Below are 21918 nucleotides of genomic sequence, written 5' to 3'. Positions count from 1 at the left end.
TTTCTAGATAAGTTGATAGGGCTACATTTTTAGCTCACAAGCAGCAAATAGATTAATTACAGAACTGAGCCAGCGATTTTTTGTAAGCTTTTAGTTGTTCTTAAGTAGTGACGCTGAGAGAAAAATGTTCTGAATAAGAACACTAATCAATTTAGTATTTCCAGATTTTTTTGCTCTCTCAGGACAAAGGTAAACTTTATTTTAGAAGTTACTTAATTAATCTATTTATGGGAAATTAAAACCTATTAACTCGTCATATCATGCACATTTCAAGTAGTGCTATATCTATAGGATTAGTACTTAGTAATAGGTAAGTATTAAAAAGCTTACCCATTACTAATTTGTTTACATTAAGATTCTGTTTGTACTTCCCATGAACTTGTAATTATTGGGAATTTATTTGCTTGTGGCTGTTCTTCTAGACTAAGTAAAACTGCTTTCTCTAAAGTCCAACATTCATCTCCAGTTAAACTCATTTCTCCCCGCAGTACATGCCACAGTTTTGAGAGATAATTTAAAGCAGATGTATTTAGGCAAATTCCTAAGACTTTGAAGTTGTTTTGACTAGCAGTGCAGAACTTGATTGCACGAAAAAGTTTACCTTTTTCTCCTACACGCCATTCATAAGTAAATAAAGGTTCTGATGAATTAATTCGCATTAACATCAGCAGCCCTAGCATTACTGGACTAGTTATTAGGAACAATACAAAAGCTAATATCCAGTTAATTAATTTCCCGAACCAATTACTTGATTTGGGTAGTTTACGGTGAATAGGTCTACTCAAAAAGATTGGCTTATGAGCTTTCTCACAAGCCTCCGCCCAAAATTTCAGCCAATTTTCACCTAATTTGCCATCTATACTCACCAAATTAACTGAAGAGTTTTTTAAGCAATTAACTAATAATTTTTCATCATTGAGAGATGGCAAATATGGCTGTGTAAGTTTGTGAGCGCATTTTACTAACAACTGGCCTCTTCGCCACTGAAGGGTGTAATGTGATGAGGAATGAATTTGATTTTGCGAAGCTACTAGCTCGTAATTCTCAACAGTTGAAACTATTACGCTGGTCATAATGTCTTTGGATTTAGATAAATTAAATCGCTGAGATGATCTCAAAGGCTGTCGATGCCAAAGACTTTGAGGTGAATTTGTTCTACTTGAAAAAGTTATGAATTGTTACGTGCAGAATTTAATTCGGCACATGGTAGAAAGCGCAAATAAAAACTAGACGCTGTTAGTGTGAATCAGTACAAGTTTTTTTCTATTATTTATAAAGGTAGAAATAAACATACTTGTAAAGTTACCGGGAAAATACCGATGATTTTTATAGTGATGATTGATGTTGAGGAGTTTGGAGCAATTAAACTAATCTTTGAAAATACCAAACTAGCAATCCGCACTATTTAATTCCAGAACTTTACATGATGTTTAGTTATAGATACCCTTCTACCTTTACACTCAGTCTTAGAACCCTGTCAAATTTTGGCTTAGAACCATTTGAAGTCAATTTCCATCTCTAGGATATAAGAATCTAAGGGAATATATGTATGCTTAATTTAATTCTTCATTTATTCTTTAATTATTCAAAATATTAACTGGTTATTTATAAAGATGCGATAAATGTACTTAAGTATATATATTATTGGCTCAAAAAAATAAAACTAAAAAGGTTTATTTATAACAGTATTTTTAATTTATTTAATTCTATTTATTGCATATATTTGATAGTTATTTTTGTCTTAGTTAGTTTTGTAGGGACAAAAAAATAAGGACTTTAGTCCTTACTACTAGCTTAAGTATAATTTTTGATAGGAAAAAATTTGTGCGATCGCTTTCTTAGTAAGTGCGATCGCACAATCAAAAACGAGGATTAATCCCTTAGCCTCAATTACTTTTCTACAGCCTGTTCTAAGGCAAAACGGTATTCTCTAGCATAAGGTACATAAGTGCTATTAGAAGTAGATACGCCGTTAGCCACGACACCAATTAAATTCAACTTACTCAACATAGCTGTAGCTTGAGCGATTTGGTTACGAGTTACTTTACCAATACTCGCCACCATAACTACACTCCGACAAGATGAACCTGTAAGCAACGCATCTACCAAACCAATAACTGGTGGCGCATCAATGATGACTACATCGTAGTTCTCTTCAAATGCAGCCATTAACTGTTTCATGCGGGGAGAACTTAAGAGGTTGGCTGAATCACTAGGAGATGGGCCAGCCGTCAAAATATCGATGTAAGCTGAACCAACGTTATGTACACTAATTTGCTCAGGTAGAGTAACTTCGCTGGCTAATAGAGTTGATAGCCCCTGCTCATTGGGAAGGTTAAGATGTTCATGCAAACTGGGGTCGCGTAGGTTAGCATCAATCAGTAACACCCGTTTATGTAACCTAGCTGCACTCATCGCCAGACCCAAAGCCAAACCTGACTTACCTCTATCAAACATGGGGGAGGTAATCATCAAGGATTTTAAGCTAGATACAGAATTTAACAACTCAATATTTTTGTAAATCAAATCCAAAGATTCCCAACGGATGGAAGACCTGAGAACCTCAACTGTCCAAGGCCCCAACACTTCCGGCTTGCCAAAAGGTAACTTAATAACTGAATCTCTAGTTTTAGCAGGTGGTAATTTGGGAGTAGCCCCCAACAAAGGTAAAGCAGCTTGTTTTTCTAACTCAGCCGTGGTGTGAACAGAATCATCAGAAGCTTCACGAATAAAGGCTGCAATGCCTCCCAACATTAACCCAACAACTGCACCCAACATCAAATTCTGTTGGAGATTTGGGCCTAATTTCATACCTAATTGGGGTTCTTCGACAACTTCCCAATTAAACCCACCTTTAGCCAGTTCTTGACGCAGTTGTTGTTCTGCACGTAATAGCTGCTCTAATCTTTCGCGGCTAAATTGCAATTGTGGTTGTATACGATTGTAATAAGCCAATAAGGGCGGAAAACGCTTAATTTCCAGTCGTAGTTGATTTTCTTTCTGTGCCAAAGTTTGATCACGAGCAGTTAATGAAACTATGGTCGTTTGTGTATCTACTAATTGACCAGCCAGAGTCAAGTCGATTTGACCAAACTGTCCCTGTTCTAACAGTGGTTCGGTAGCGTTAAAGCCATCAGCAGATTTAACGCCTAAAGTTCTGCTGACTTCTTGCTGCAATAATTCTTTTTGGCTTCCTAACTGTTCTTTTAGCTTCTGCACACTAGGCGTTTCATCAGTGAAACGTAAACGTTCTTGAGCTAATAAGAGTTCTGTTTTTTGAATCTCGTTGAGTAAGCTTTGATAACGGACTGACTGACTCAAGCGAGAAGTTACCAAAGCATTCTTAGGCGAACGATTTAATTGCTCTTCTAAAGATTTTTGCTTTGCTAAAGCTTCTTCATAAGCAGAACGAGTAGTACGCCGTTCCTGCTCAATAGTATTCAAAGAATCTTCTAGAGCCTTTGCTTGCGCTTCTGGGTCAATGAGGTTCTGGTTTCTGCGGAACCGTTGTAAGTTGGCTTCAGCTGCATTTACTTCTTCGCTAGCTTTGCTCAACTGTTCTCTAATGACTTGTAGACCTTTTTTGAGGCGATTATCCTGTTGCTGTTTGTTATATTCCACATAGACTTGGCGAACAGCACTGAGGACTTTTTGAGTCCGTTCAGGATCATTAGCAGTATATTCTACCTGAAAAATTTTAGTAGCAAGATTATCTTCTTTTGTCCTCAGTTGGCTTAATGCCAAGGCATTTCTAATATCAGCTACAGTAATATCTGGATATTCCGATTGCAATTTAGACACTGCTTTTTGAATCAATCCTGTACTCTGCATTAAGTTGAGTTGAGTAGCAGTGTCTATTTGTATATCTGGTTCTAGAAATTGAGTTTCTGAATTTCCTCCCTCTTTCTTACCTTGATAGTTGGGTTCTACCAACAATTGCATTGTGCTTTTGTAAGTAGGTTTTGTCCTAGCCGTCATCAATCCTGCTATGGCAATTGTTGTTAAAAATCCCATCAAGAACCAAGGAGACCTACGCAGAAAAACTGAAAAAATTTTGCCATAGCTTAGTTCTGAATCAAGGGTGTTTATATTTGTACTTAGATTAGTTTGAACCACTTTTATAATCCTTGTGTTTGAGACGCTAATTAAATAAGAGAGTTTTGAGTGCTGTTAGCGGTAGCGGGGCGATGAGCAGCGTGCTGAGTGCTGAGATTAAGTAATCTTTTCAACTCAGCACTCATAACTTTTAACTCAGCACTTTTTATTAATTAAGACTACAAGTTTGGTCAATAATTCGTTCAACTTTACTAAAAAACACTGGCTCGGAAAAATTATTCACTGCATGATTACGAATATTTTCATAATTCCAAGTGATTTCTCCGGACTCTAATAAAGCCATTTGTAAAGATTCTGGGGTTTGTCTGTTAAAAAACACTCCAGTCTTGCCATGTATTTGAGTATCTAAAACTCCGCCTGCACCAAAAGCTACAACTGGCGTTCCACTGGCATTAGCCTCTACAGGCACTAAACCATAGTCTTCTAAAGCCGCTACGATGATAGATTTGGCTTTGGAGAATAATTCTTTACGTCTGCTATCACTGACATGCCCAACAAACTGGATATTATCTAAGGCTTTGGATTGTAATCTTTCTCTTTCTGGGCCGTCACCAGATATGATTAACGGCCACCCTAGCCAGTTAAAAGCCTCAACTATGATATCGAGACGTTTGTAACTAATCATCCGTGCTGATGCTAAGTAATATTCGTCTTTAGTATCCGAAAAAACGAAGTTGCTGGTATCAATTGGATAATTAATCATTATTGCTTGTTTGCCGTAAATCTTTTCAATCCGACGAGCAACAATGCTAGAATTGGCGATGTAAATATCAGGTTCTTGAGCGTATTTCATGTCAACATCACGCATTAATTGAAATACTTTTTCGATTAATGGTGATAGATATCTATAATCGCTATATTCTCTTAAATACGTTTCTGTATCCCACAAGAAGCGGGTAACGTTATGGCAGAAGCAAATGTGTTTAGCACCCGGTCTTTTACGCACTGCTTTCGCAAAGCTGGTACTGCTACTAATAATTAAATCGTAGTCTTGTAAATCCAAGGATCGAAAAGCAGGAAAATAAAAGGGAGCCATTAGTCTAAAATATTTAGCTGCACCAGGAACTTTTTGTAGGAATGTTGTGTTGACTATCCGCTCACCCATATCGATGGTTTTTTGCGGGTCATATAATGATGTAAAAATATCTGCATCGGGATAGCGTTTGCAAAGCAGTTCAAATACTCGTTCTGCTCCCCCGCGTTGGGTTAGGTAATCATGAACTAGAGCAACTTTCATATTTTTCTAAATTAGTTAGAATTTTTCTTTTAAAGATATTTCAGCAGAAATTCTTCATTTTTTTGGTATTTTAGATGATATTTTTTTACTATTTTTTGATACATTTATATCTATTAAAAACAGTGTAAAAAATAAGAAGTTAAAATTTAGTTTATATGTAGAAGTTAGCGGAAATTAATCTATATTCAGATGTTTCAGCCCTCCTTATAAACACAAGGAGGGCGATTTATAGAAAATTGATTTAGTTTTTGTAGCTGTTGGTGGATCTTGCCCACCCTACTTTATACCATTTTGGATTTTAGATTTTAGATTTTGGATTTTGAAATGCTTCATTAGTGAACTTTTCAGTTATCCATTTGTCGCAATCATTTTTCAAACTGGTATTAGATTTAGGTTTTAGCTAACAGTTACTAACACTCTTTCTGGAGCAAAATATTTATCTTGTTCTGCTCTTAGTTGGTCACAAAGTCTGCCTTCGGGTAGTTCTACATCATCGTAGGTAAGCACTTGATCTTTAGGAATGTCGCGTTTCAAGCGGCAGCCTTCAGCAAGACCCATAGGTAAGAGTTTTTGCTGTTGGACAATATCAGAATTTTCACATTGTCCATAGGTCATATAGTAGCCAATACCATCTAGGGTTTCGCCGGCTTTGAGGTCAATTTTGGCTGTAGTCACTACATCTACTAGGGGGCCTGCTAGGGGAGCCATCACAGCATCTTGGAACAGGACTGCACGGGCTACAGATAAGGGAACTTCAAAATGGCAGAGGTGGTATGGTGTGTAGAAGCTATAGAGAGGGCCTTCACCTAATTTGTAGAGGTTGAGGTAGTGGCATTGTTTGGGGTCGTCGTGGGTGGCGAAGACGTATATGCCAGGGCCGGGTTTTGCACCGACGACATAATCAACAATACCGCCTAGTTCCTTGAGTTGTTCCACATCGTACATGTTGGTCATTTCATCCACATGTCCGGTGAAGTCATAGCCCAGCATCCCCCGCTTGGCGACTTTCATACCTGTGGCGTTAGCAACGATCGCCTGCTCAAAGGAAATTTTGCTACCATCAGCAAAGCTTGTTACCATGTGGGCCTTTTGTCCCCAACGTTTGGCAAAGCCTTCTTGAGTGGTGGGGTTGCGATAGGGGTCTTGTAAGCCTTTGATGTTACCGCACAATAGGGGAGTCAGACCAATGCTTTTGACGAAGCGGTAAAGATTCATCTGTACCCCTGGCTGGTCGCCATCACACGCGCTGAGAATCACACCAGCTTTATCTGCATAGACTTTGAGGATGGGGCCGATAGTACCATCGAGTTCTGCATTCATCATAATGATATGCTTGCGATGGGCGATCGCTTCCATCACCACATGAGCGCCAAACTCTACAGCCCCAGTAACTTCGATAATTGCGTCAATACCATCAGCTTGGCAGATTAGTTTAGCATCTTCGGTGATAGCATACTTACCTTGAGCGATCGCACTTTCCAATTCGCTCACAGAGTCTACAACGTTAATATCTTCGATTCCTGCTTCTATATAAGCGCGTTTCGCACCATCAATACTGCGGTTAGAAATAGCAACCAATTCCATCCCTGGAACCGAATTAATGATTTGATTGGCAATACCTCGACCCATAAAACCAGCACCAATCATTCCCACTTTCACAGGATTACCCGCAGCAGCACGAGCTTTGAGAGCGTTATCAATAATAATCATTTGTTTAGTTCCTTTATATTTTTTGGAGGCAAACTCAATCAGTTGTCATTAGTCAAAAAACTCTGGACTGTGGACTGTAGACTATGGACTTTTGACTCAGCACTTTCTAACAAAAAGCTTCTACCGGATCTGGGCTACCAATTGGTAACGTTTCTAACAGAGGCCAGTTGGCATCTTTTTCAGAAATTACTGTTACTTCTAGAGGCCATTCAATGTTAAAAAATGGGTCGTTGTAGCGTAATCCTTTTTCGTATCCTGGTGTATAAAATTCGCCTACTTGATATACTACTTCTGCATCATCGGTGAGGGCTTGATAACCATGAGCGAACATTTCTGGTACATATAAAGCACGACGGTTATCGGCAGTTAGTTCTACGCCGATGTGTGATAAAAATGTTGGTGATTCGGGACGCATATCAATAATTACGTCGTAGATAGCACCTTTAATACAGCGAATTAATTTTGTTTCTGCGGCTGGTTGCAGTTGATAGTGCATACCTCGTAGTGTGCCTTTTTTAAAATTATAAGAAAGGTTACACTGAGCAACTACGGGTTTTAAACCATGTGCAGCAAATTCATTAGCGCAAAAAGTTCTGGCAAAGAAACCACGATGATCTGGCTTTTCTTCTAGGTCAATAATATAAGCATCTTTGAGTGCTGTAGTTGTAAAAATCATATGTTGTTTCTCAATTAAAAATTGGTTATGGGAAAATAAATACTCACCATTTAGTATTTACCCAGATAAACAAGCTAAACAGGAAGTTTATCAATATTTGGTTTGGGAAAAGTATCATCCCAATATTGAGTACAAAGTCCTGGGCGTTTGGCTGGGTTAGCAGTGTAGGCGAAAAATAGCGTGGAACGCTCTTGTGTACGGACTGTACCGTGATGTAAAAGTCTTTGGGTATCAGCAATAATGACTGTTCCGGCTGGGCCTGTGCATGACTTCCAAGCTGATTTGGGAACGATTTTATTTAATTGTTCATCATTAATCCCTGACTTATGTATTTTAGGATAAAGTCGATAGAAATTCAGGTTATCAATGGATGTTAAAGATGCAGGTACATATTCAAAAGGCCCCTGATCTTTTTCTACATCATTTAAGTAAATAATGATTTTGACAATGCGACGATCTTCTGAATCTCTATGCCATAACATTGTACTGAATTGATTGGCATTGATAAAGTCTTTGCGAATTTGTACGCCGTGATAGGCAACAGGAAGACCAATATAGTTTTCAAGAACGTTCAATAATCTTTGTTCTTTTCCCCAGTTATGAAAAGCGGGTATGTGAGTAACTGTATAAATTTCTGGGTAATTTTCGTCTGAATCTTTGTACTCACCTGTTCCCATTGTGGGTAATATGGTATGGGAAGCTTTGAGGAGTTGCGGTGTAGTTTCGAACCCTAATTCTTCAAGTGTAGTAATACAAACTGCATCTTTTTTTAGGGCATCAACAATGTGGCGATCGCGTGGTTCAATTGCAGGTAATTTTTGAGCGTGGTGCAAGAGTTTGGCTCTATAAGCAACCTCTGAATTGATTGCTTCTATTTTATCTTTAATTGTGTTCAACATGGGATGTAGCTGTGTTATGCTGCTGCTGGATTTAATGAATGAAAGATGTGATGATTGTTAGCTTTTGCTACTCGTAGAGTTAATGATTTCTTGAGGATTTCCTTCTTTAGATGAAATAACAGTTTCTAAAACTGATATACTGACTAATCCAAAGTAAGGAATTGCTGTAGTTAAAGCGAGAATTGGCCATCTTCTTAAAGCTCCTAATAGAACTCGCCAATTATTATGGTTAAAATGTTCTAAAATCAAGTTTCTGCAAAAAGTACTGGAATAGCCTATTTCTCTAAGCTTGATATTTACTTCTGGTGAATATGTATACTGCATCTTCAGCAGCATTTTTGGTTTAACCATCCAATGACTAGCACCAAAAGCATTTTCTAGATAAGTATCTTTGCTGATTCTGACATTACCATGAAAAGCACAGAAGCCGGTTAAATATACTTGATAGTCTAAGTTATTTACTCCATCAGCCCAGGTTTTTAAGGCAAGTTTTGCCAAGTCTGTTCTATATACTTGGGCTGACATTAGTTGTACACCAGAGCGATTTTCTTGAATGCAGCGCTCAAAAGCAACTTTACCGTCAGACTCATCTACTTCTTCTTGGATTTGATAACAGTTTGGGTACAATAATTCGCCTGTTACTTCATGACGGCAAGAAAAGTTGAGAATTAGTAGACTTAAATTAGCTGATTCTTTTAATGTCTTGATAAGATAAGGAATCGCTGTGTCTTCAATTCTATCATCATCACTAATTGTCCAAACATATTTGCTTGTTGCGGCATTTAAGCAATAAGCAATGTTTCTCATTACTCCTAGATTTTTACTATGTCTGTTAGCATGAAAGGTAGTATTTGGCAAAGCCATCTGCCATTTTTTAATTATCTCAGGAGTATTATCTTCTGAACAATTATCGGAAATAATAATTTCACATTCAGATTCAAAACCTTTGATGGCGTTAGCTAACCATGCAAGTTGTTTATCAAGTAATTTAGCACGGTTATAAGTAGGAAGAGAAATTGTTAGTAATTTATTCATGATTAAATAGATATGAGGTATGTAGAGTATGTCTCTTTGAGTAAATAAAATTGATCAAGTTGGTAATGGGTAATAGTTAATTGGGATGTATTGACAATTACCGATTACCAATTACCCATTACTGTGATGTGAAATTACTTAATATTCCAGAAGAAATCTTGGTTTATTTGTTCAGTACGAATGAGGTATTCTAATTGTTTTAAGCGTGTAAAACCTCTAAACAAAAAGGTATCTTCTGTCATATCTATTTGACTGAATAAATCAAATAATTGTCTTGCACCTTTTTGTGCATCCCAATCACACTTAAACCCAGGTAGGATGGTGTTGATTTTTTCAAAAGATACGCGATAGCTGCGGTTATCCGCACCGTTATTACCAAAAGACAATTTACATCCTGGGAAATTTTCAGCAATAATCTGGGCAATTTCTTTAACGCGGTAGTTATTACCTGTGTCACCAACGTTAAAGACTTGGTTATGTACAATATCGCGGGGTGCTTCTAAAGCACAAACAATGGCTTTGCAGATATCTAAAGCGTGGACTAATGGCCGCCAAGGTGTACCATCGCTGGTCATTTTGATTTCTTTGGTAGTCCAAGCCAAGCCGGATAGGTTGTTCAAAACAATATCAAAGCGCATTCTAGGAGAAGCACCAAAAGCTGTGGCGTTCCGCATGAAGGTGGGAGAGAAGTCATCATCAGCTAGGAGTGTGACATCTCGTTCTACGAGGGTTTTGCATTCTGCGTAGGCTGTTTGGGGATTAACTGGAGATTCTTCTGTCACATCGCCTTCTGTAGCTACACCGTAAACACTACAGGAAGACATATAGACGAAGCGCCGTACACCCATTGTTTTAGCTAGGTTAGCGAGACGTACTGAACCTAAATGGTTGATGTCGTAGGTGATATTTGGCGATAATTGTCCAGTAGGATCGTTGGATAGCTCCGCCATGTGAACTATTGCTTCTACACCTGCCAAATCTTCGGGGGTGATGTGGCGGATATCTTTGTTAAGAGTTTTGGCAGTAATTTCAGTACCGTTGTATAGCCAACCTACTTTGTAAAAACCAGTATCTACGCCAATAACTTCGTGTCCGCGTTTGATTAATAGAGAAGGTAATAAACAACCAAGATAACCTTCAGTTCCAGTTACTAAAATCTTCATTTTCGGTAATTTCTTTGTGGTGAAAAATTGTTTTGGTAAATGAACTGACTGAAACTAACTAGAATAATTCGTAATTTGTAATTACGTAAGCTGCCTATAATTACTGGTGGGAGAGGTTTATAGTTTGGATTTATTCACTAATGCGAATTTCAAAAATTTTCTACTCACTCGGCGTATCAAAGTATCACGCCAGCCTGCCCAAGCTGTCATGTCAAGATATTGAAAGAATAAATCTTTTTTAGGGTGAGTAGACTCATGCCGCAATCCTGCATACCAGGGTTTAGGAATGGTTGTATAGTGAACAATGTAAGGTTGATGGAGTAGCTCGTTATAGACTTCTTCGGTAAAAGGACTTTCTTGCCAAGATGGATAGTCATATATCCTGGGCATTTGATTCCATTGCGGATGAAGTTCACCCCATTTGCCTGCAAGAACTAAGTTGAGTCCATCTTGATCGTTAAGCAGGTTGCCTCTTTTTATATATTCAAGAACCTTTATGCCTATATTCTCACTGCGCCACTTTTTCAAATCTATAACTAACACTCCTGAGTTAAAGTATTTAGCATCAGGAGAAATTCCCAACTCTTGATAGGTTTTCCAGGAATGAGCCAAGGACATATACAATTGGTGATCATCCTGAACTGCTAAAACATAGTTATCTCCTATATCGATGTTCCATAGCTGTTCTAAATCTCCGATCACTACCAGATCACTATCTAGATAAATTGCTTTATCAAAGTGTTTTGGGACAACTTCAGGAATGCAAAGCCGATAGTAGCTAGAGATTGTTAAGTGGCTATACAATGGCAAATTGGTAAATAGGGTATCGTCTAGCCTAGTCCAATTAATCTCAACTTGTTTTGAGTCAAGCGATCGCGTAATCTTGCGTTTGTTAGTCTGACTAATACCACCATCTAGGATATACAAGGCGACAGGGCAATCGCTTCGGAAATTTGCTATGGCTGAACGAATCGTCACAGCAAGAGGCATTGCATAGTTATTATCAGCAGCACATACGAGTACAAGTGGCTGTTGTAATGCAACTGGCATAAATTCAGTTCCAATAACTGATGGGGTAATTTCCAACAATTGGCCGATACGCCATCAGTATGGGTTTTAGTGAGGGCTGGAACCCTCATTACTAACTAACTGACGACTGCTGGCATATCTGAGTGTTGGGCGATTTGTGCAGCGATCGCTTTTCCTATTTCTAAGGAAGATGTCGCGGCTGGTGAGGGTGCATTGCAGACATGAATGGAGTTGTTACCAGGGACGATGTAAAAGTCGTCTACAAGTTTGCCATCATCCATTAAAGCTTGGGCGCGTACTCCTGCATGGGTGGGAACTAAATCCTCGGCTTGGACTTCAGGAATCAGTTTTTGCAAACTTCTGGTAAAAGCTGCTTTGCTAAAGGAACGGATGATTTCTTGGATACCTTCGTCGGCGTGTTTGGCGGCGAGTTTCCAAAAACCAGGGTATGTCATGACCTCAGCAAAGTCTTTGAGGTCGAAGTCGGTTTTGGTGTAACCTTCGCGCTTGAGGCTAAGAACTGCATTCGGCCCAGCGTGGACACTCCCGTCAATCATCTTGGTGAAATGAACACCTAAGAAGGGAAATTCGGGGTTAGGAACCGGATAAATGAGAGTTTTGACCAAATAGCGTTTTTCGGGGGTGAGTTCGTAATATTCTCCCCGGAAGGGTACGATTTTTGCCTGGGGTTGTACTCCACCTAATTTAGCAATGCGATCGCTATGCAATCCGGCACAATTGATCACAAAACGGGTTTCAAAGTTACCGTTATTAGTTTCTAGTACGTGATGTTTACCACTGGGGGAAATCTTCAGTACTTTGGTGTTTAGGCGTAACTCTCCACCTTGTTGTTGAATCAACTCGGCGTATTTTAAGCAAACTTGTTTATAATTAACAATGCCAGTGGAGAAAACCCGGATACCACCTACACAACTAACGTGAGGTTCAATTTCCTTAACTTCTTCGGGGCTAATTCTTTTAACTTCTATGTTATTTTCTAAACCGCGTTGGTAGAGGTTTTCTAGGCGTGGTAGTTCTTGCTCATCAGTTGCCACAATCACCTTACCGCAGACATCATGGTCTATGCCATATTCTTGGCAAAATTGTACCATTGAGTCTCTACCATCACGGCAGAATTTCGCTTTAAAACTCCCAGGCTTATAATAAATACCAGAGTGTATTACCCCACTATTATTACCTGTTTGGTGAAAAGCCCACTGACTTTCCTTCTCTAATACTAAAATCCGTGCTTGGGGATAACGCTTACCCAAAGCCATCCCTGTAGACAGCCCAACTATTCCCCCACCGATAATGGCAAAATCGTACATTGGTATTACTGCACTTAAAATTACACTATGGTTGTAGTAAACAATACCTTACAACGAAAATCAAAATAATGTAGGACAAAATGCCAAAATTATTTTTTACTTTCCCGTAAATCTATGACCAAACTTTCCAAGGAGCTTGGTTATTTTTCCATAAATCCTCTAGGTAATTTTTATCTCGTAAGGTATCCATAGGTTGCCAGAAACCATTATGTTTAAAAGCAGACAATTCTTCCATATCTGCTAACTTCTCTAATGGTTCCTTTTCCCAAACGGTGGCATCATCGGCAATCAAATCTACTACTTCTGGTTCTAGGACAAAATAACCACCGTTAATCCAAGCACCATCACCTTCAGGCTTTTCCCGGAAACTACTAATTTTGGTTTGTTCATATCCCAAAGAGATGGCTCCAAAACGTCCGGCTGGTTGGACTGCGGTGAGTGTTCCTAATGTTTTTTGTTCTTGATGAAACTTTACTAATTCAGTAATATTGACATCACTTACACCGTCACCATAGGTAAAACAGAAAGTATCGTTACCAATATGTTCGCGGACACGCTTTAAGCGTCCACCAGTCATAGTGTTATCACCTGTATTTACCAAAGTTACTCGCCAAGGTTCAGCGTAACCAGAATGCACATTCATCTGGTTAAAACGCATATCAAAAGTTACATCAGACATATGTAAAAAGTAGTTGGCAAAATACTCTTTAATGACGTAACCTTTGTAACCACAACAAATAATAAAATCATTAATGCCGTGGGCAGAATATGTTTTCATGATGTGCCAAAGAATCGGCTTTCCACCAATTTCTACCATCGGCTTAGGTTTGATGCTGGTTTCTTCACTGAGGCGTGTACCGAGTCCTCCAGCCAAAATTACTGCTTTCATATAATTACCTCAAAGGTGTGGAGAGATGAATTTGGTAAATTTATAAGTATGAAGCGGATGCACTGGAAGAAAACTTAGTTCCTGATGTTTGTTTCTTCGTACATAATTTAACGGTTATTTTTGGCTATTGTATAAAGAGGAGATAAATATCGATATTTTGTATATGAAAGCTTGATGAATATAAAAAAGTCATTAGTCATTAGTCATTAGTCCATAGTCAAAAACTTTATATCAGTACGGCTAATTACTTAATATTGGTAATAGGTAATAGCTAATTGGTAATTGGTTTTCACTGTTACACATCACCAATTACCAACACCACTATATTTTAAGTAATTAAACCAACACGATATTAGTCTTTCACTATGGACTATGGACTGTTGACTAATGACCAATGACTAATGACTATTGATTAATATCTGTACCTGCATATCCCCACATGGTAGAACTTTGGAATAAAGCATTACATTTGCTTTCCTCAATGATACAGATATTGCTGAGTGCTTGTTGATAACTTTCGGTGTCTTCTTGTTCTAAAGCTAGTTTGGCGGCTAGTTGTAAATCTGCAAGAGCTTTAGTCTGATTCGCTCCAGATATATTGTTATTAATTTGCCCTAGTTCATAGCGAACCATACCGCGTTTGAGATACGCTTTGGCTAATTTGTCGTTAATTTTTAATGCCTGGTCAAAATCAACGATCGCCTGCTGATACTCCTTGAGAGAATCACCGCTATACTGAGCAATGAGGTAGCGTACAGAACCCCGTTGGAAATAGGCTTCGGTCTTATCTGGGTTGAGTTTTATCGCTTGGTCAAAGTCAGCGATCGCTTGTTGAAAATCCTTGAGGGTTTCGCCACTGTACTTAGCAATTTGCGATCGCACAATCCCTCTACGGATATAAGCTTCAGCTTCCTTATCATTGAGTTTGAGGGCATTGTTAAAGTCAGCGATCGCTAACTTATATTGTTGGTCAGGATCATTACTATACTCAGCCATCATCACACGGGCGTTACCCCGATTTACAAAAGCCTTGGTTTCTCCTGGATTAACTTGCAAAGCCACAGTATAGTCTGCCACAGCACCCTCGTAATCTTTGAGGTTGTAACGGGCATTACCTCGGTCAACCAAAGCTTTGGGGTTTGTCGGTTCCTGTTGAATAGCTTGGGTGAAGTTATCCACTGCCTGTTTATAATTGCGGTCTTGGTAAGCAGCATGACCTTGTTTATAATAGTCGGCAAAACTTAAAGTGCCACCGCTTGCGTGCTGAGGCATGATTGCTTGTTGAGCATAGTTATTTTGAGACACTAAAGGACGGGTGAATTTTGTCACCATATCCACATAACCCAACACCCCAAGACCAAGTAAACAACAAACTACCGGATAAAATTTACCCTTCCAGCGATTGCGATAAGGTGAGAAACTGGGAGTTGGCGAGTGCCAGTTAGTTTGGTAAGTGGGTAAAATTGGCAGGGGAATGGCTGGTTGATGTCCTGAATTATATTGCCGCTTCTTGGGGATACGGGGACGCAGATGTTCTCTATTTTCAATCGCCACAATTGAGGGAAACGGGTCACGCCCACCCAAGCGTACAGTCCGTTCGCACCAAGGGCAAGTATGTAGATGGTTACTATAGCGATGTTGAGTATTAACGGTGCAAGTAGTCAGGGAATCTTCCGCTTCCGCTATAGCTGATAACCAAGCTTGGGCATTGGGGCGAACTTGTGGGTCGTAATGACCATCTTCAAAACAACGCACAAGCAATTTTTGCAAGCTGGGATGTAGGATTTCCCAAGCCGGGGCGATGGGAGTTGGGATATAAGGTACTTGTCGCTGTTTGCTGTAAGTGAAATGTCCAGAGGCAATTCTGGCTTCGTAAGGCGGTGGTTCGGGAATGCCTTGATAAATACCAGAAAAGGGGTGCGTACCTTCCATAAGGAGTTGGAAGATTAGCACCCCTAAACCAAATAAATCATGACTGATTTGGCGATCGTGGTGAGCAAAGATTTTATTTTGCAGTTCTGGCGGTGTAAACTCTGGCTTACCCACTGGGCAACGATAGACATGATCACTTTCCGGGTCGTTTACTTGAAAAGAATCGGTGTCTACCAATGTGACTAAGGCAGTGTCACTCACCAAGATGTTTGATTCGTTCACATCACCCACACAATAACCGCTATTGTGTAGTGCCGCAAAAGCAGCCGCCAAATTTCGTGCCGTCCGCAGTAGGTATTGGTAATTAAACAGAGGACAATGTTGACGACGAGTCCGGGGGTTGTAAAAGTCGATGATGGGACGCATTCCCCGAATGCGCGGCATCAAAAAACCGACAACCCGCTCGTGTTCATCTGCCGACCATAATAATTCTTGCGGCCAAGCAATGGAAATATGCCCTAAACTAGCCGTTGGATTTTCCGGTGGGTTAGCTAGCATTGCCCGTAGCTTATTGGCATGGGCAACAGTCGGCTTGTGATAAATCTTCGCCACAGAATCACCCGCCGACGGCACAGCATAAATACAAGCTTCACCGCCACGCCCCAAACTGACGCTGAGGCTGATAATCTCTTCCTGTGGAAGATAACGTAATACCTTCATGATTCGATTTAGGGAGTAGGGAGTAGGGAGTGGGGAGTGGGGGAGATGAGGGAGATGGGGGAGATGAGGGAGATGAGGGAGATGAGGGAAATGAGGGAGATGAGGGAGATGGGGGAGATGGGGGAGATGGGGGAGATGAGGGAGATGAGGGGGATGAGGGGGATGAGGGAGATAATTAATTCACTCCTGCCTCCTGCCTATTGACTGTTGACCGTACTAATTTTAGATTTTAAATTTTGGATTTTGGATTATTTTTGGTTCAAGCCCTGCCCCTGGTGGGCGGAACAAATCTAAAATCGTTAATCCAAAATCTCCAAGCTGCATCCCCTTGTGGGTGCAGTCAATCCAAAATCGTTAATCCAAAATCTAAAATTGTTTGACTATGGACTAATGACTAATGACCAAAAGACCCAATAACTAATGTCAAATCGTCATCAGTACGTTGTGTAATGCGCTCTGAGCCTAAGAATTTTACTAACTGCTCTTTTGCTTCTGCTTGATCTTGCGCTTTTTTCACAAAATCAAATAAAGGAAAAAAGAACGGTTTGTGAGGTTCCCCAACAACCATGTTCAAAGCCAGCATTTGCAACCCGTCGGTGAGGAGAGCAACGTTGACTATGGCTTCGCGCCATAATCGCATCTGGGCTGTTTCTAATGCACTTGGTGAAGTTAAAAAAGTTGTTTCGTTGATATACTCGCCGTTGTCTGGTAAAGTAAGTGCCAGTAAGTTGCCTGCGCTATCCTTGGCGACTGCTGTACCATCGCCGACTTGTACGGCTGCTACCATTTCTGGTGTGGCGATCGCAATAATTAAAGTAGTTGCTAAATCCTGGGCTTTTTGATCACAAGCTGCTGCTTCATCTTCCACAGCTTTTTTTGCCGCTAACAAGGCATCAGTTAACAGCAATTGCACAGTTTCATCATCAGCTAGGGATTTCTTGGTAATCTCTTTCAGCGATAAATTTTCGATGGCTGTCTCCACCGCCACCATCGCCCCGACTTTCCCTTGACTGGCAGAACCCGCTCCGTCTGCGGCTGCTGCCACCAAAACATTCCCTGGCAATAATTGCCAGTGGTGAGCATCCTGACACAGCTGCTTATTTTTAATGTGGCTTGTACCACAGACAGAGGCGGCGACTACCTGCCAATGAGGGTTCTGTTTTGATGTTTTCATATATTTGTTTTGTCAGCTAGCTGTGTAAGTGTCAAGCCGCAATCCGCAAACAATTACTAATTGAGGATAGATTGTTTGAGATTCTGGAAATAGCGTCTTAGTCAGGAGTTGTTTGCCAATCCAAAATCCAAAATCCGTCTTGAAAAGTTTCCTACGGCGGGAAACCCGCCTACAGAACTTTCCGCAAAATCCAAAATTACCACTAGATAGACCCCCAACCAATAGGCGGTAGTGCTACCTGTTCGTCAATTTGCGAATGGGAAACTGCCGACATACTAGCCGATAACCAAACAAACATCTCAATAAAATTTAGCCCCTTGAGTTTTAATGGTGTCCGCACAGCTATTTGGTTTAACCGCGTCATATTGGCATTTTCTACACCCACACTGAAAAATGCCACCCGCTTATTTACCTCATCCCCTTGCAGACGCAGCGCCGCTTGTTCTACTAAATGATCTAGTTCACCTTGCGGCTCACCATCTGTAATCATAAAGACCCAAGGGCGATAGTAAGCGATGCCATTGGCACGGTACAAGGATTTGCGCTCTTGCACCATATCCAACGCTTTATGAATACCCGCTCCCATACTGGTTAATCCTTGCGCTGTCAGAATAGGTGGGTTAAATTGATCGGCAGTTACAAAGTCTTGTACTACATTTATATGGCTATCAAAAGTAACGATCGCAATTTCTACCCGTCTGGCTGCTATGGAATTTTTCATGAGTTCATCTTTCAAACTCAGCAAGCCTTGATTTAAAGCCTCTATCGCTGCGCCTTGCATTGAGCCGGATGTATCAAGCAATAACACGCATGGACAGCGCGGTTCTGGGTTTTCAGCAAACTCTACTACTTCATCTAGTACTAATGTATCACTCATAACTTTTTGTGTTATGTTATAGTCCAAAGCTCTATTTTCCTTTTTTCAAAGTATATAGTTTCCACAGCCGAAGCCGACAAGACCAAAGGTAGATGTTTAACGGTATGTGATTTAATCTTCATACAAAAGAATACTTTTACCGCAAGCTCTACACATTTAAGAAAAACTTAATCAAAATGTAGAGTAAATGAGCAATCATAAATGCTGATTGAGGACATTAACCCATCTATCAAAATTTATATAGAGCAACCACAGAATATAATAAATGATTCGCTTTTGCCTACAGATATTTTTAAAGATTCTGTGTGGAAATCCTATTTTCCTATAAAAAAAGAAAAATTAAAATTGAATTAATCACCATGAAAAAATACCTAATGTAACTAAGACAACTGAAGATAGATATATTGGCTGTTGCTAGATTGTCTATAAATTAACAACCAATAGTAATTGAAAAATTTTTATTTATAAAAGATATGCCAAACTCCGCAATAATTAAGTTCGTCAAATGCTTATAAATCAATCAAATCTCAGACAATTAACATTAATTTAAGACATAATATATGAATTATTACGGTACATTTACAGCACTACGCCCTCACAGTTTATTAAGACATTTATCTAGCTGTTTTGACACTACTTATTTACAAGCATTTAGTAACTCAGTTACTTGGTCAATTTACATAGAAGAAGGCACAATTACCTATGCCACCCATTCAGTAGAACCATTTGACAGATTAGAACGCCATCTGCGCAGCCTCAGTCAACAAATTCCTCAAATAACTAACGAAATTCGCGTGCAGTTACGCTTGCTATTTGAAACAGAAGCTCAAAACAATAGCAACACAATTAATCAACCTCCTGATTACCAAGCTATTCACTGGCTTGTGAATCAAGGCTATTTGGATACAACCCAAGCCACTGTATTAATTCAAGAACTTGTTAAAGATGTAATAGAATCATTTTTGTTAATCAAAACAGGTACTTACGAATTAACCACCTCACAGCAGAAATCGCCAGAAATTTGCCGACTTGATGTAACCAAAGTTATCGAACGTTGCCAAATGAGGTTACAAACTTGGCAGTCTTACCTACCTAAAATTACATCTCCTTACCAGCGTCCTTACTTGCTGATTAATAATAAAAAATCTCCAGAATTACAGCCAAAATTAACCTATTGGATGAAGGGTTTTAGCCTACGTCATCTGGCTATAATCATGAATCAAGATGAAATTCAACTTGCACAACATTTGTATCCTTATATCCTGACGGGAGAGATTATTTTACATGAACCAGATCCCCCATTTGACCAGTTACCAAAAATTTTGGCAGAATCAAAATTTACTCCTAAATCTACAATTGGATTAATCAACAAAAAATTAGTAGATACAGTAGTAGAACTCAGTAGCAATGCTACTCCTATTACCCCAACACTTACTGTAGAGAATTTAGCTCTTGTAGTTCGATCACCACAAACTTATACTCCTGCCAATACAAGCCATCAGGAACTAACATTATCAAATACCACAAAATCTGTTCCCCAAAGAGTAACACCCGCTACCGGAACTAAGCGACCAGTCTACAAAATCGTTTCTGTAGATGATAGTCCAACAATTCTCAAAGAAATTAGCCGCTTTTTAGAGAGTGAAAATTTTACTGTAGTTGCTATCAATGATCCACTCAAAGCAGCTATGTCAATTATTCGCCACAAACCAGATTTAATTTTGCTGGATTTAAACATGGCTGGTATTGACGGTTATGAATTGTGTAAAATCATCCGCAATAATTCCATGTTTAAAAAGACTCCGATTATATTTGTTACCAGTTCTAAGGGATTGGTAGATAAAGTCAAAGCCAGATTAGTTGGTGCATCTGGATATTTAACTAAACCTTTTACCCGTGCAGAACTATTAAAGATGGTGTTTATGCACTTAACTTAGTTAATCACCATCTACATAAACTATCCAATAACCTATCGCTGATTCTAGTTATTTATTGGTATGCAACTATAACTTTCTGCTCAGTAGGTAAAAGCGGATGAAGTTGGCAATGACCGAAACCAGTATTGCTAAACATACTCTCATACTCTGCAAACGTATAAGCATCACCGCTAGGCGTGGTTGCTAACATTACTAGACTGAAAGCAGCTGCATCAGGCGGCGTAATACGGTCAGCATTAGGAATAAAATCAAAAACTATGACTTTTCCATCAGTAGCCAGCGCCGTCTTAATTTTTTTCAGTAATTTTTCACATGTCATCACATCGAAATGATGTAAAAAGTTAGGTAGTAAAACCAGATCGTAATCGCTGCCGTAATCTACTTCAAACGCGCTACCAGTAATTGTATGGTAGCGTGAGGCTATACCTTTTATCTTCGCGTTCTCCTGAGCAACTTCTAAAACAGAAGCCCAATCAAGACCATAAATTTCGGCATTAGGGTTATGTTGAGCGATCGCAATCCCAAACAACCCATGACTTGCGGAAATATCTAATACTTTAAGTGTCTGTGTTTGATTTTCATTTACCAACTGAGCAATTAATTGTGCTGGGTGTGCCATCATCGGTGACATCGCTTTTGCAAATTGCACCCACACAGGATGTTCTGGTGATAGAGTTCCTTGTGAGGATACAGCCGTTCCTCCTTTAATCACCGCCGCGTTGAGATCACTAAAGCTATCCATGATCATTGGAGAGAGTAAAAACTCCACCACATCACCCATGTAAAATTTACTCTGCCGATCTAAGAACATCGCTGAATCTGGTGTAAGCCCATAACCTTGAGCTTCCTTGGTCATAAAACCCATAATTACCAAGTAATCACATAATATTCGCATTCCTCGCTCTGAGGTTTGGCATTTTTGTGCTAGTGATTGACTAGATTCAATTCCTTGACCAATTGCCGTAAAAATATTCAACTCCACTGCGGCTTTAATCGCTGCACTGCGTTGGTAAGCGTTAACTGTATTTAAGAATAGTCCAGGTGAAGGTATTGACATATAAATTTTCTCAATGAGCAAATATAATTTTTGATTGCCTACCAAACAAATAGCTATTATTCTTAGCACTCGCCATTATGATAGCTTTCGGATTTCCAATGATTAAGTAGGAGAATAGATGTAGCGCCATTTCACGCTCCTAATTTTTATAAATCTTATTATCATCTGTATTTTCCCTCATCCCTTCCACAGCTACCTC

17 protein-coding genes are annotated in these 21918 nt (G+C 39.5%); 2 read left to right on the top strand and 15 right to left on the bottom strand.

Annotated features, from left to right (window positions below):
• Nucleotides 1-350 precede the first annotated feature (350 nt).
• The 12 genes from hepC to NSMS1_RS22930 all read right to left on the bottom strand — a co-directional run bounded on the left by hepC (nucleotide 351) and on the right by NSMS1_RS22930 (nucleotide 16674).
• On the bottom strand, nucleotides 351-1073 hold the full coding sequence (gene hepC / locus NSMS1_RS22985; protein WP_224087040.1) for a heterocyst development glycosyltransferase HepC: 723 nt from the start codon (nucleotides 1071-1073) through the stop codon (nucleotides 351-353).
• Between the two features lie 817 nt (nucleotides 1074-1890).
• Nucleotides 1891-4116 carry a GumC family protein gene (locus NSMS1_RS22980; protein WP_224087039.1) on the bottom strand — a complete coding sequence of 742 codons (2226 nt, stop codon included), beginning with the start codon at nucleotides 4114-4116 and terminating at the stop codon, nucleotides 1891-1893.
• Between the two features lie 148 nt (nucleotides 4117-4264).
• Nucleotides 4265-5353, bottom strand: a complete 1089-nt coding sequence (locus NSMS1_RS22975; protein ID WP_224087038.1) for a glycosyltransferase — start codon at nucleotides 5351-5353, stop codon at nucleotides 4265-4267.
• A gap of 396 nt (nucleotides 5354-5749) precedes the next feature.
• A complete protein-coding gene (locus tag NSMS1_RS22970; protein ID WP_224087037.1) occupies nucleotides 5750-7063 on the bottom strand; it encodes an NAD(P)H-dependent oxidoreductase in 1314 nt (437 codons plus the stop codon).
• Between the two features lie 106 nt (nucleotides 7064-7169).
• Nucleotides 7170-7739 (bottom strand): dTDP-4-dehydrorhamnose 3,5-epimerase, encoded by a 570-nt coding sequence (rfbC, locus tag NSMS1_RS22965; RefSeq protein WP_224087036.1) that lies wholly within the window; start codon nucleotides 7737-7739, stop codon nucleotides 7170-7172.
• A gap of 74 nt (nucleotides 7740-7813) precedes the next feature.
• Nucleotides 7814-8638, bottom strand: coding sequence for a phytanoyl-CoA dioxygenase (locus tag NSMS1_RS22960; RefSeq protein ID WP_224087035.1), 825 nt, complete (start codon nucleotides 8636-8638; stop codon nucleotides 7814-7816).
• Between the two features lie 57 nt (nucleotides 8639-8695).
• Nucleotides 8696-9673 carry a glycosyltransferase family 2 protein gene (locus tag NSMS1_RS22955; protein ID WP_224087034.1) on the bottom strand — a complete coding sequence of 326 codons (978 nt, stop codon included), beginning with the start codon at nucleotides 9671-9673 and terminating at the stop codon, nucleotides 8696-8698.
• 134 nt (nucleotides 9674-9807) lie between these two features.
• Nucleotides 9808-10836: an NAD-dependent epimerase/dehydratase family protein gene (locus NSMS1_RS22950; RefSeq protein ID WP_224087033.1), complete on the bottom strand. Its 1029-nt coding sequence runs from the start codon at nucleotides 10834-10836 to the stop codon at nucleotides 9808-9810.
• Between the two features lie 117 nt (nucleotides 10837-10953).
• Nucleotides 10954-11886: a glycosyltransferase family 8 protein gene (locus NSMS1_RS22945; RefSeq protein ID WP_224087032.1), complete on the bottom strand. Its 933-nt coding sequence runs from the start codon at nucleotides 11884-11886 to the stop codon at nucleotides 10954-10956.
• A 95-nt stretch (nucleotides 11887-11981) separates the two neighbouring features.
• Nucleotides 11982-13193, bottom strand: a complete 1212-nt coding sequence (lhgO, locus tag NSMS1_RS22940; protein ID WP_224087031.1) for an L-2-hydroxyglutarate oxidase — start codon at nucleotides 13191-13193, stop codon at nucleotides 11982-11984.
• Between the two features lie 112 nt (nucleotides 13194-13305).
• Nucleotides 13306-14082, bottom strand: coding sequence for a glucose-1-phosphate cytidylyltransferase (gene rfbF / locus NSMS1_RS22935; protein WP_224087030.1), 777 nt, complete (start codon nucleotides 14080-14082; stop codon nucleotides 13306-13308).
• Nucleotides 14083-14487: 405 nt separating this feature from the next.
• A complete protein-coding gene (locus tag NSMS1_RS22930) occupies nucleotides 14488-16674 on the bottom strand; it encodes a tetratricopeptide repeat protein (RefSeq protein ID WP_224087029.1) in 2187 nt (728 codons plus the stop codon).
• A 29-nt stretch (nucleotides 16675-16703) separates the two neighbouring features.
• Between NSMS1_RS22930 and NSMS1_RS22925 the strand changes: the two genes are divergently transcribed.
• Nucleotides 16704-16853, top strand: coding sequence for a hypothetical protein (locus tag NSMS1_RS22925; RefSeq protein ID WP_224087028.1), 150 nt, complete (start codon nucleotides 16704-16706; stop codon nucleotides 16851-16853).
• A 215-nt stretch (nucleotides 16854-17068) separates the two neighbouring features.
• On the opposite strand, the gene NSMS1_RS22920 is transcribed toward NSMS1_RS22925, so the two are convergent.
• Complete coding sequence (locus tag NSMS1_RS22920; RefSeq protein WP_224087027.1) at nucleotides 17069-17848, bottom strand: PP2C family serine/threonine-protein phosphatase; 780 nt, start codon at nucleotides 17846-17848, stop codon at nucleotides 17069-17071.
• Nucleotides 17849-18050: 202 nt separating this feature from the next.
• Nucleotides 18051-18725, bottom strand: a complete 675-nt coding sequence (locus NSMS1_RS22915; protein WP_224087026.1) for a vWA domain-containing protein — start codon at nucleotides 18723-18725, stop codon at nucleotides 18051-18053.
• Nucleotides 18726-19285: 560 nt separating this feature from the next.
• On the opposite strand from NSMS1_RS22915, the gene NSMS1_RS22910 reads away from it, so the two are divergent.
• Nucleotides 19286-20662, top strand: a complete 1377-nt coding sequence (locus NSMS1_RS22910) for a response regulator (protein WP_224087025.1) — start codon at nucleotides 19286-19288, stop codon at nucleotides 20660-20662.
• 52 nt (nucleotides 20663-20714) lie between these two features.
• Here the strand turns inward: NSMS1_RS22910 and NSMS1_RS22905 are convergent, their stop codons facing one another.
• Nucleotides 20715-21719, bottom strand: a complete 1005-nt coding sequence (locus NSMS1_RS22905) for a methyltransferase (protein WP_224087024.1) — start codon at nucleotides 21717-21719, stop codon at nucleotides 20715-20717.
• Nucleotides 21720-21918 lie beyond the last annotated feature (199 nt).

Origin of the sequence: Nostoc sp. MS1 (assembly GCF_019976755.1) — a bacterium.
Lineage (GTDB): Bacteria > Cyanobacteriota > Cyanobacteriia > Cyanobacteriales > Nostocaceae > Trichormus.
This window is presented reverse-complemented; position numbering and strand designations above follow the sequence as displayed.

Coding starts and splice junctions, on each gene's coding strand:
- NSMS1_RS22970 (WP_224087037.1), bottom strand. CDS start 7,063: ATGATTATTATTGATAACGCTCTCAAAGCTCGTGCTGCTGCGGGTAAT.
- NSMS1_RS22905 (WP_224087024.1), bottom strand. CDS start 21,719: ATGTCAATACCTTCACCTGGACTATTCTTAAATACAGTTAACGCTTAC.
- NSMS1_RS22915 (WP_224087026.1), bottom strand. CDS start 18,725: ATGAGTGATACATTAGTACTAGATGAAGTAGTAGAGTTTGCTGAAAAC.
- hepC (WP_224087040.1), bottom strand. CDS start 1,073: ATGACCAGCGTAATAGTTTCAACTGTTGAGAATTACGAGCTAGTAGCT.
- NSMS1_RS22975 (WP_224087038.1), bottom strand. CDS start 5,353: ATGAAAGTTGCTCTAGTTCATGATTACCTAACCCAACGCGGGGGAGCA.
- rfbC (WP_224087036.1), bottom strand. CDS start 7,739: ATGATTTTTACAACTACAGCACTCAAAGATGCTTATATTATTGACCTA.
- NSMS1_RS22920 (WP_224087027.1), bottom strand. CDS start 17,848: ATGAAAACATCAAAACAGAACCCTCATTGGCAGGTAGTCGCCGCCTCT.
- NSMS1_RS22910 (WP_224087025.1), top strand. CDS start 19,286: ATGAATTATTACGGTACATTTACAGCACTACGCCCTCACAGTTTATTA.
- NSMS1_RS22950 (WP_224087033.1), bottom strand. CDS start 10,836: ATGAAGATTTTAGTAACTGGAACTGAAGGTTATCTTGGTTGTTTATTA.
- NSMS1_RS22960 (WP_224087035.1), bottom strand. CDS start 8,638: ATGTTGAACACAATTAAAGATAAAATAGAAGCAATCAATTCAGAGGTT.
- lhgO (WP_224087031.1), bottom strand. CDS start 13,193: ATGTACGATTTTGCCATTATCGGTGGGGGAATAGTTGGGCTGTCTACA.
- NSMS1_RS22945 (WP_224087032.1), bottom strand. CDS start 11,886: ATGCCAGTTGCATTACAACAGCCACTTGTACTCGTATGTGCTGCTGAT.
- rfbF (WP_224087030.1), bottom strand. CDS start 14,082: ATGAAAGCAGTAATTTTGGCTGGAGGACTCGGTACACGCCTCAGTGAA.
- NSMS1_RS22930 (WP_224087029.1), bottom strand. CDS start 16,674: ATGAAGGTATTACGTTATCTTCCACAGGAAGAGATTATCAGCCTCAGC.
- NSMS1_RS22955 (WP_224087034.1), bottom strand. CDS start 9,673: ATGAATAAATTACTAACAATTTCTCTTCCTACTTATAACCGTGCTAAA.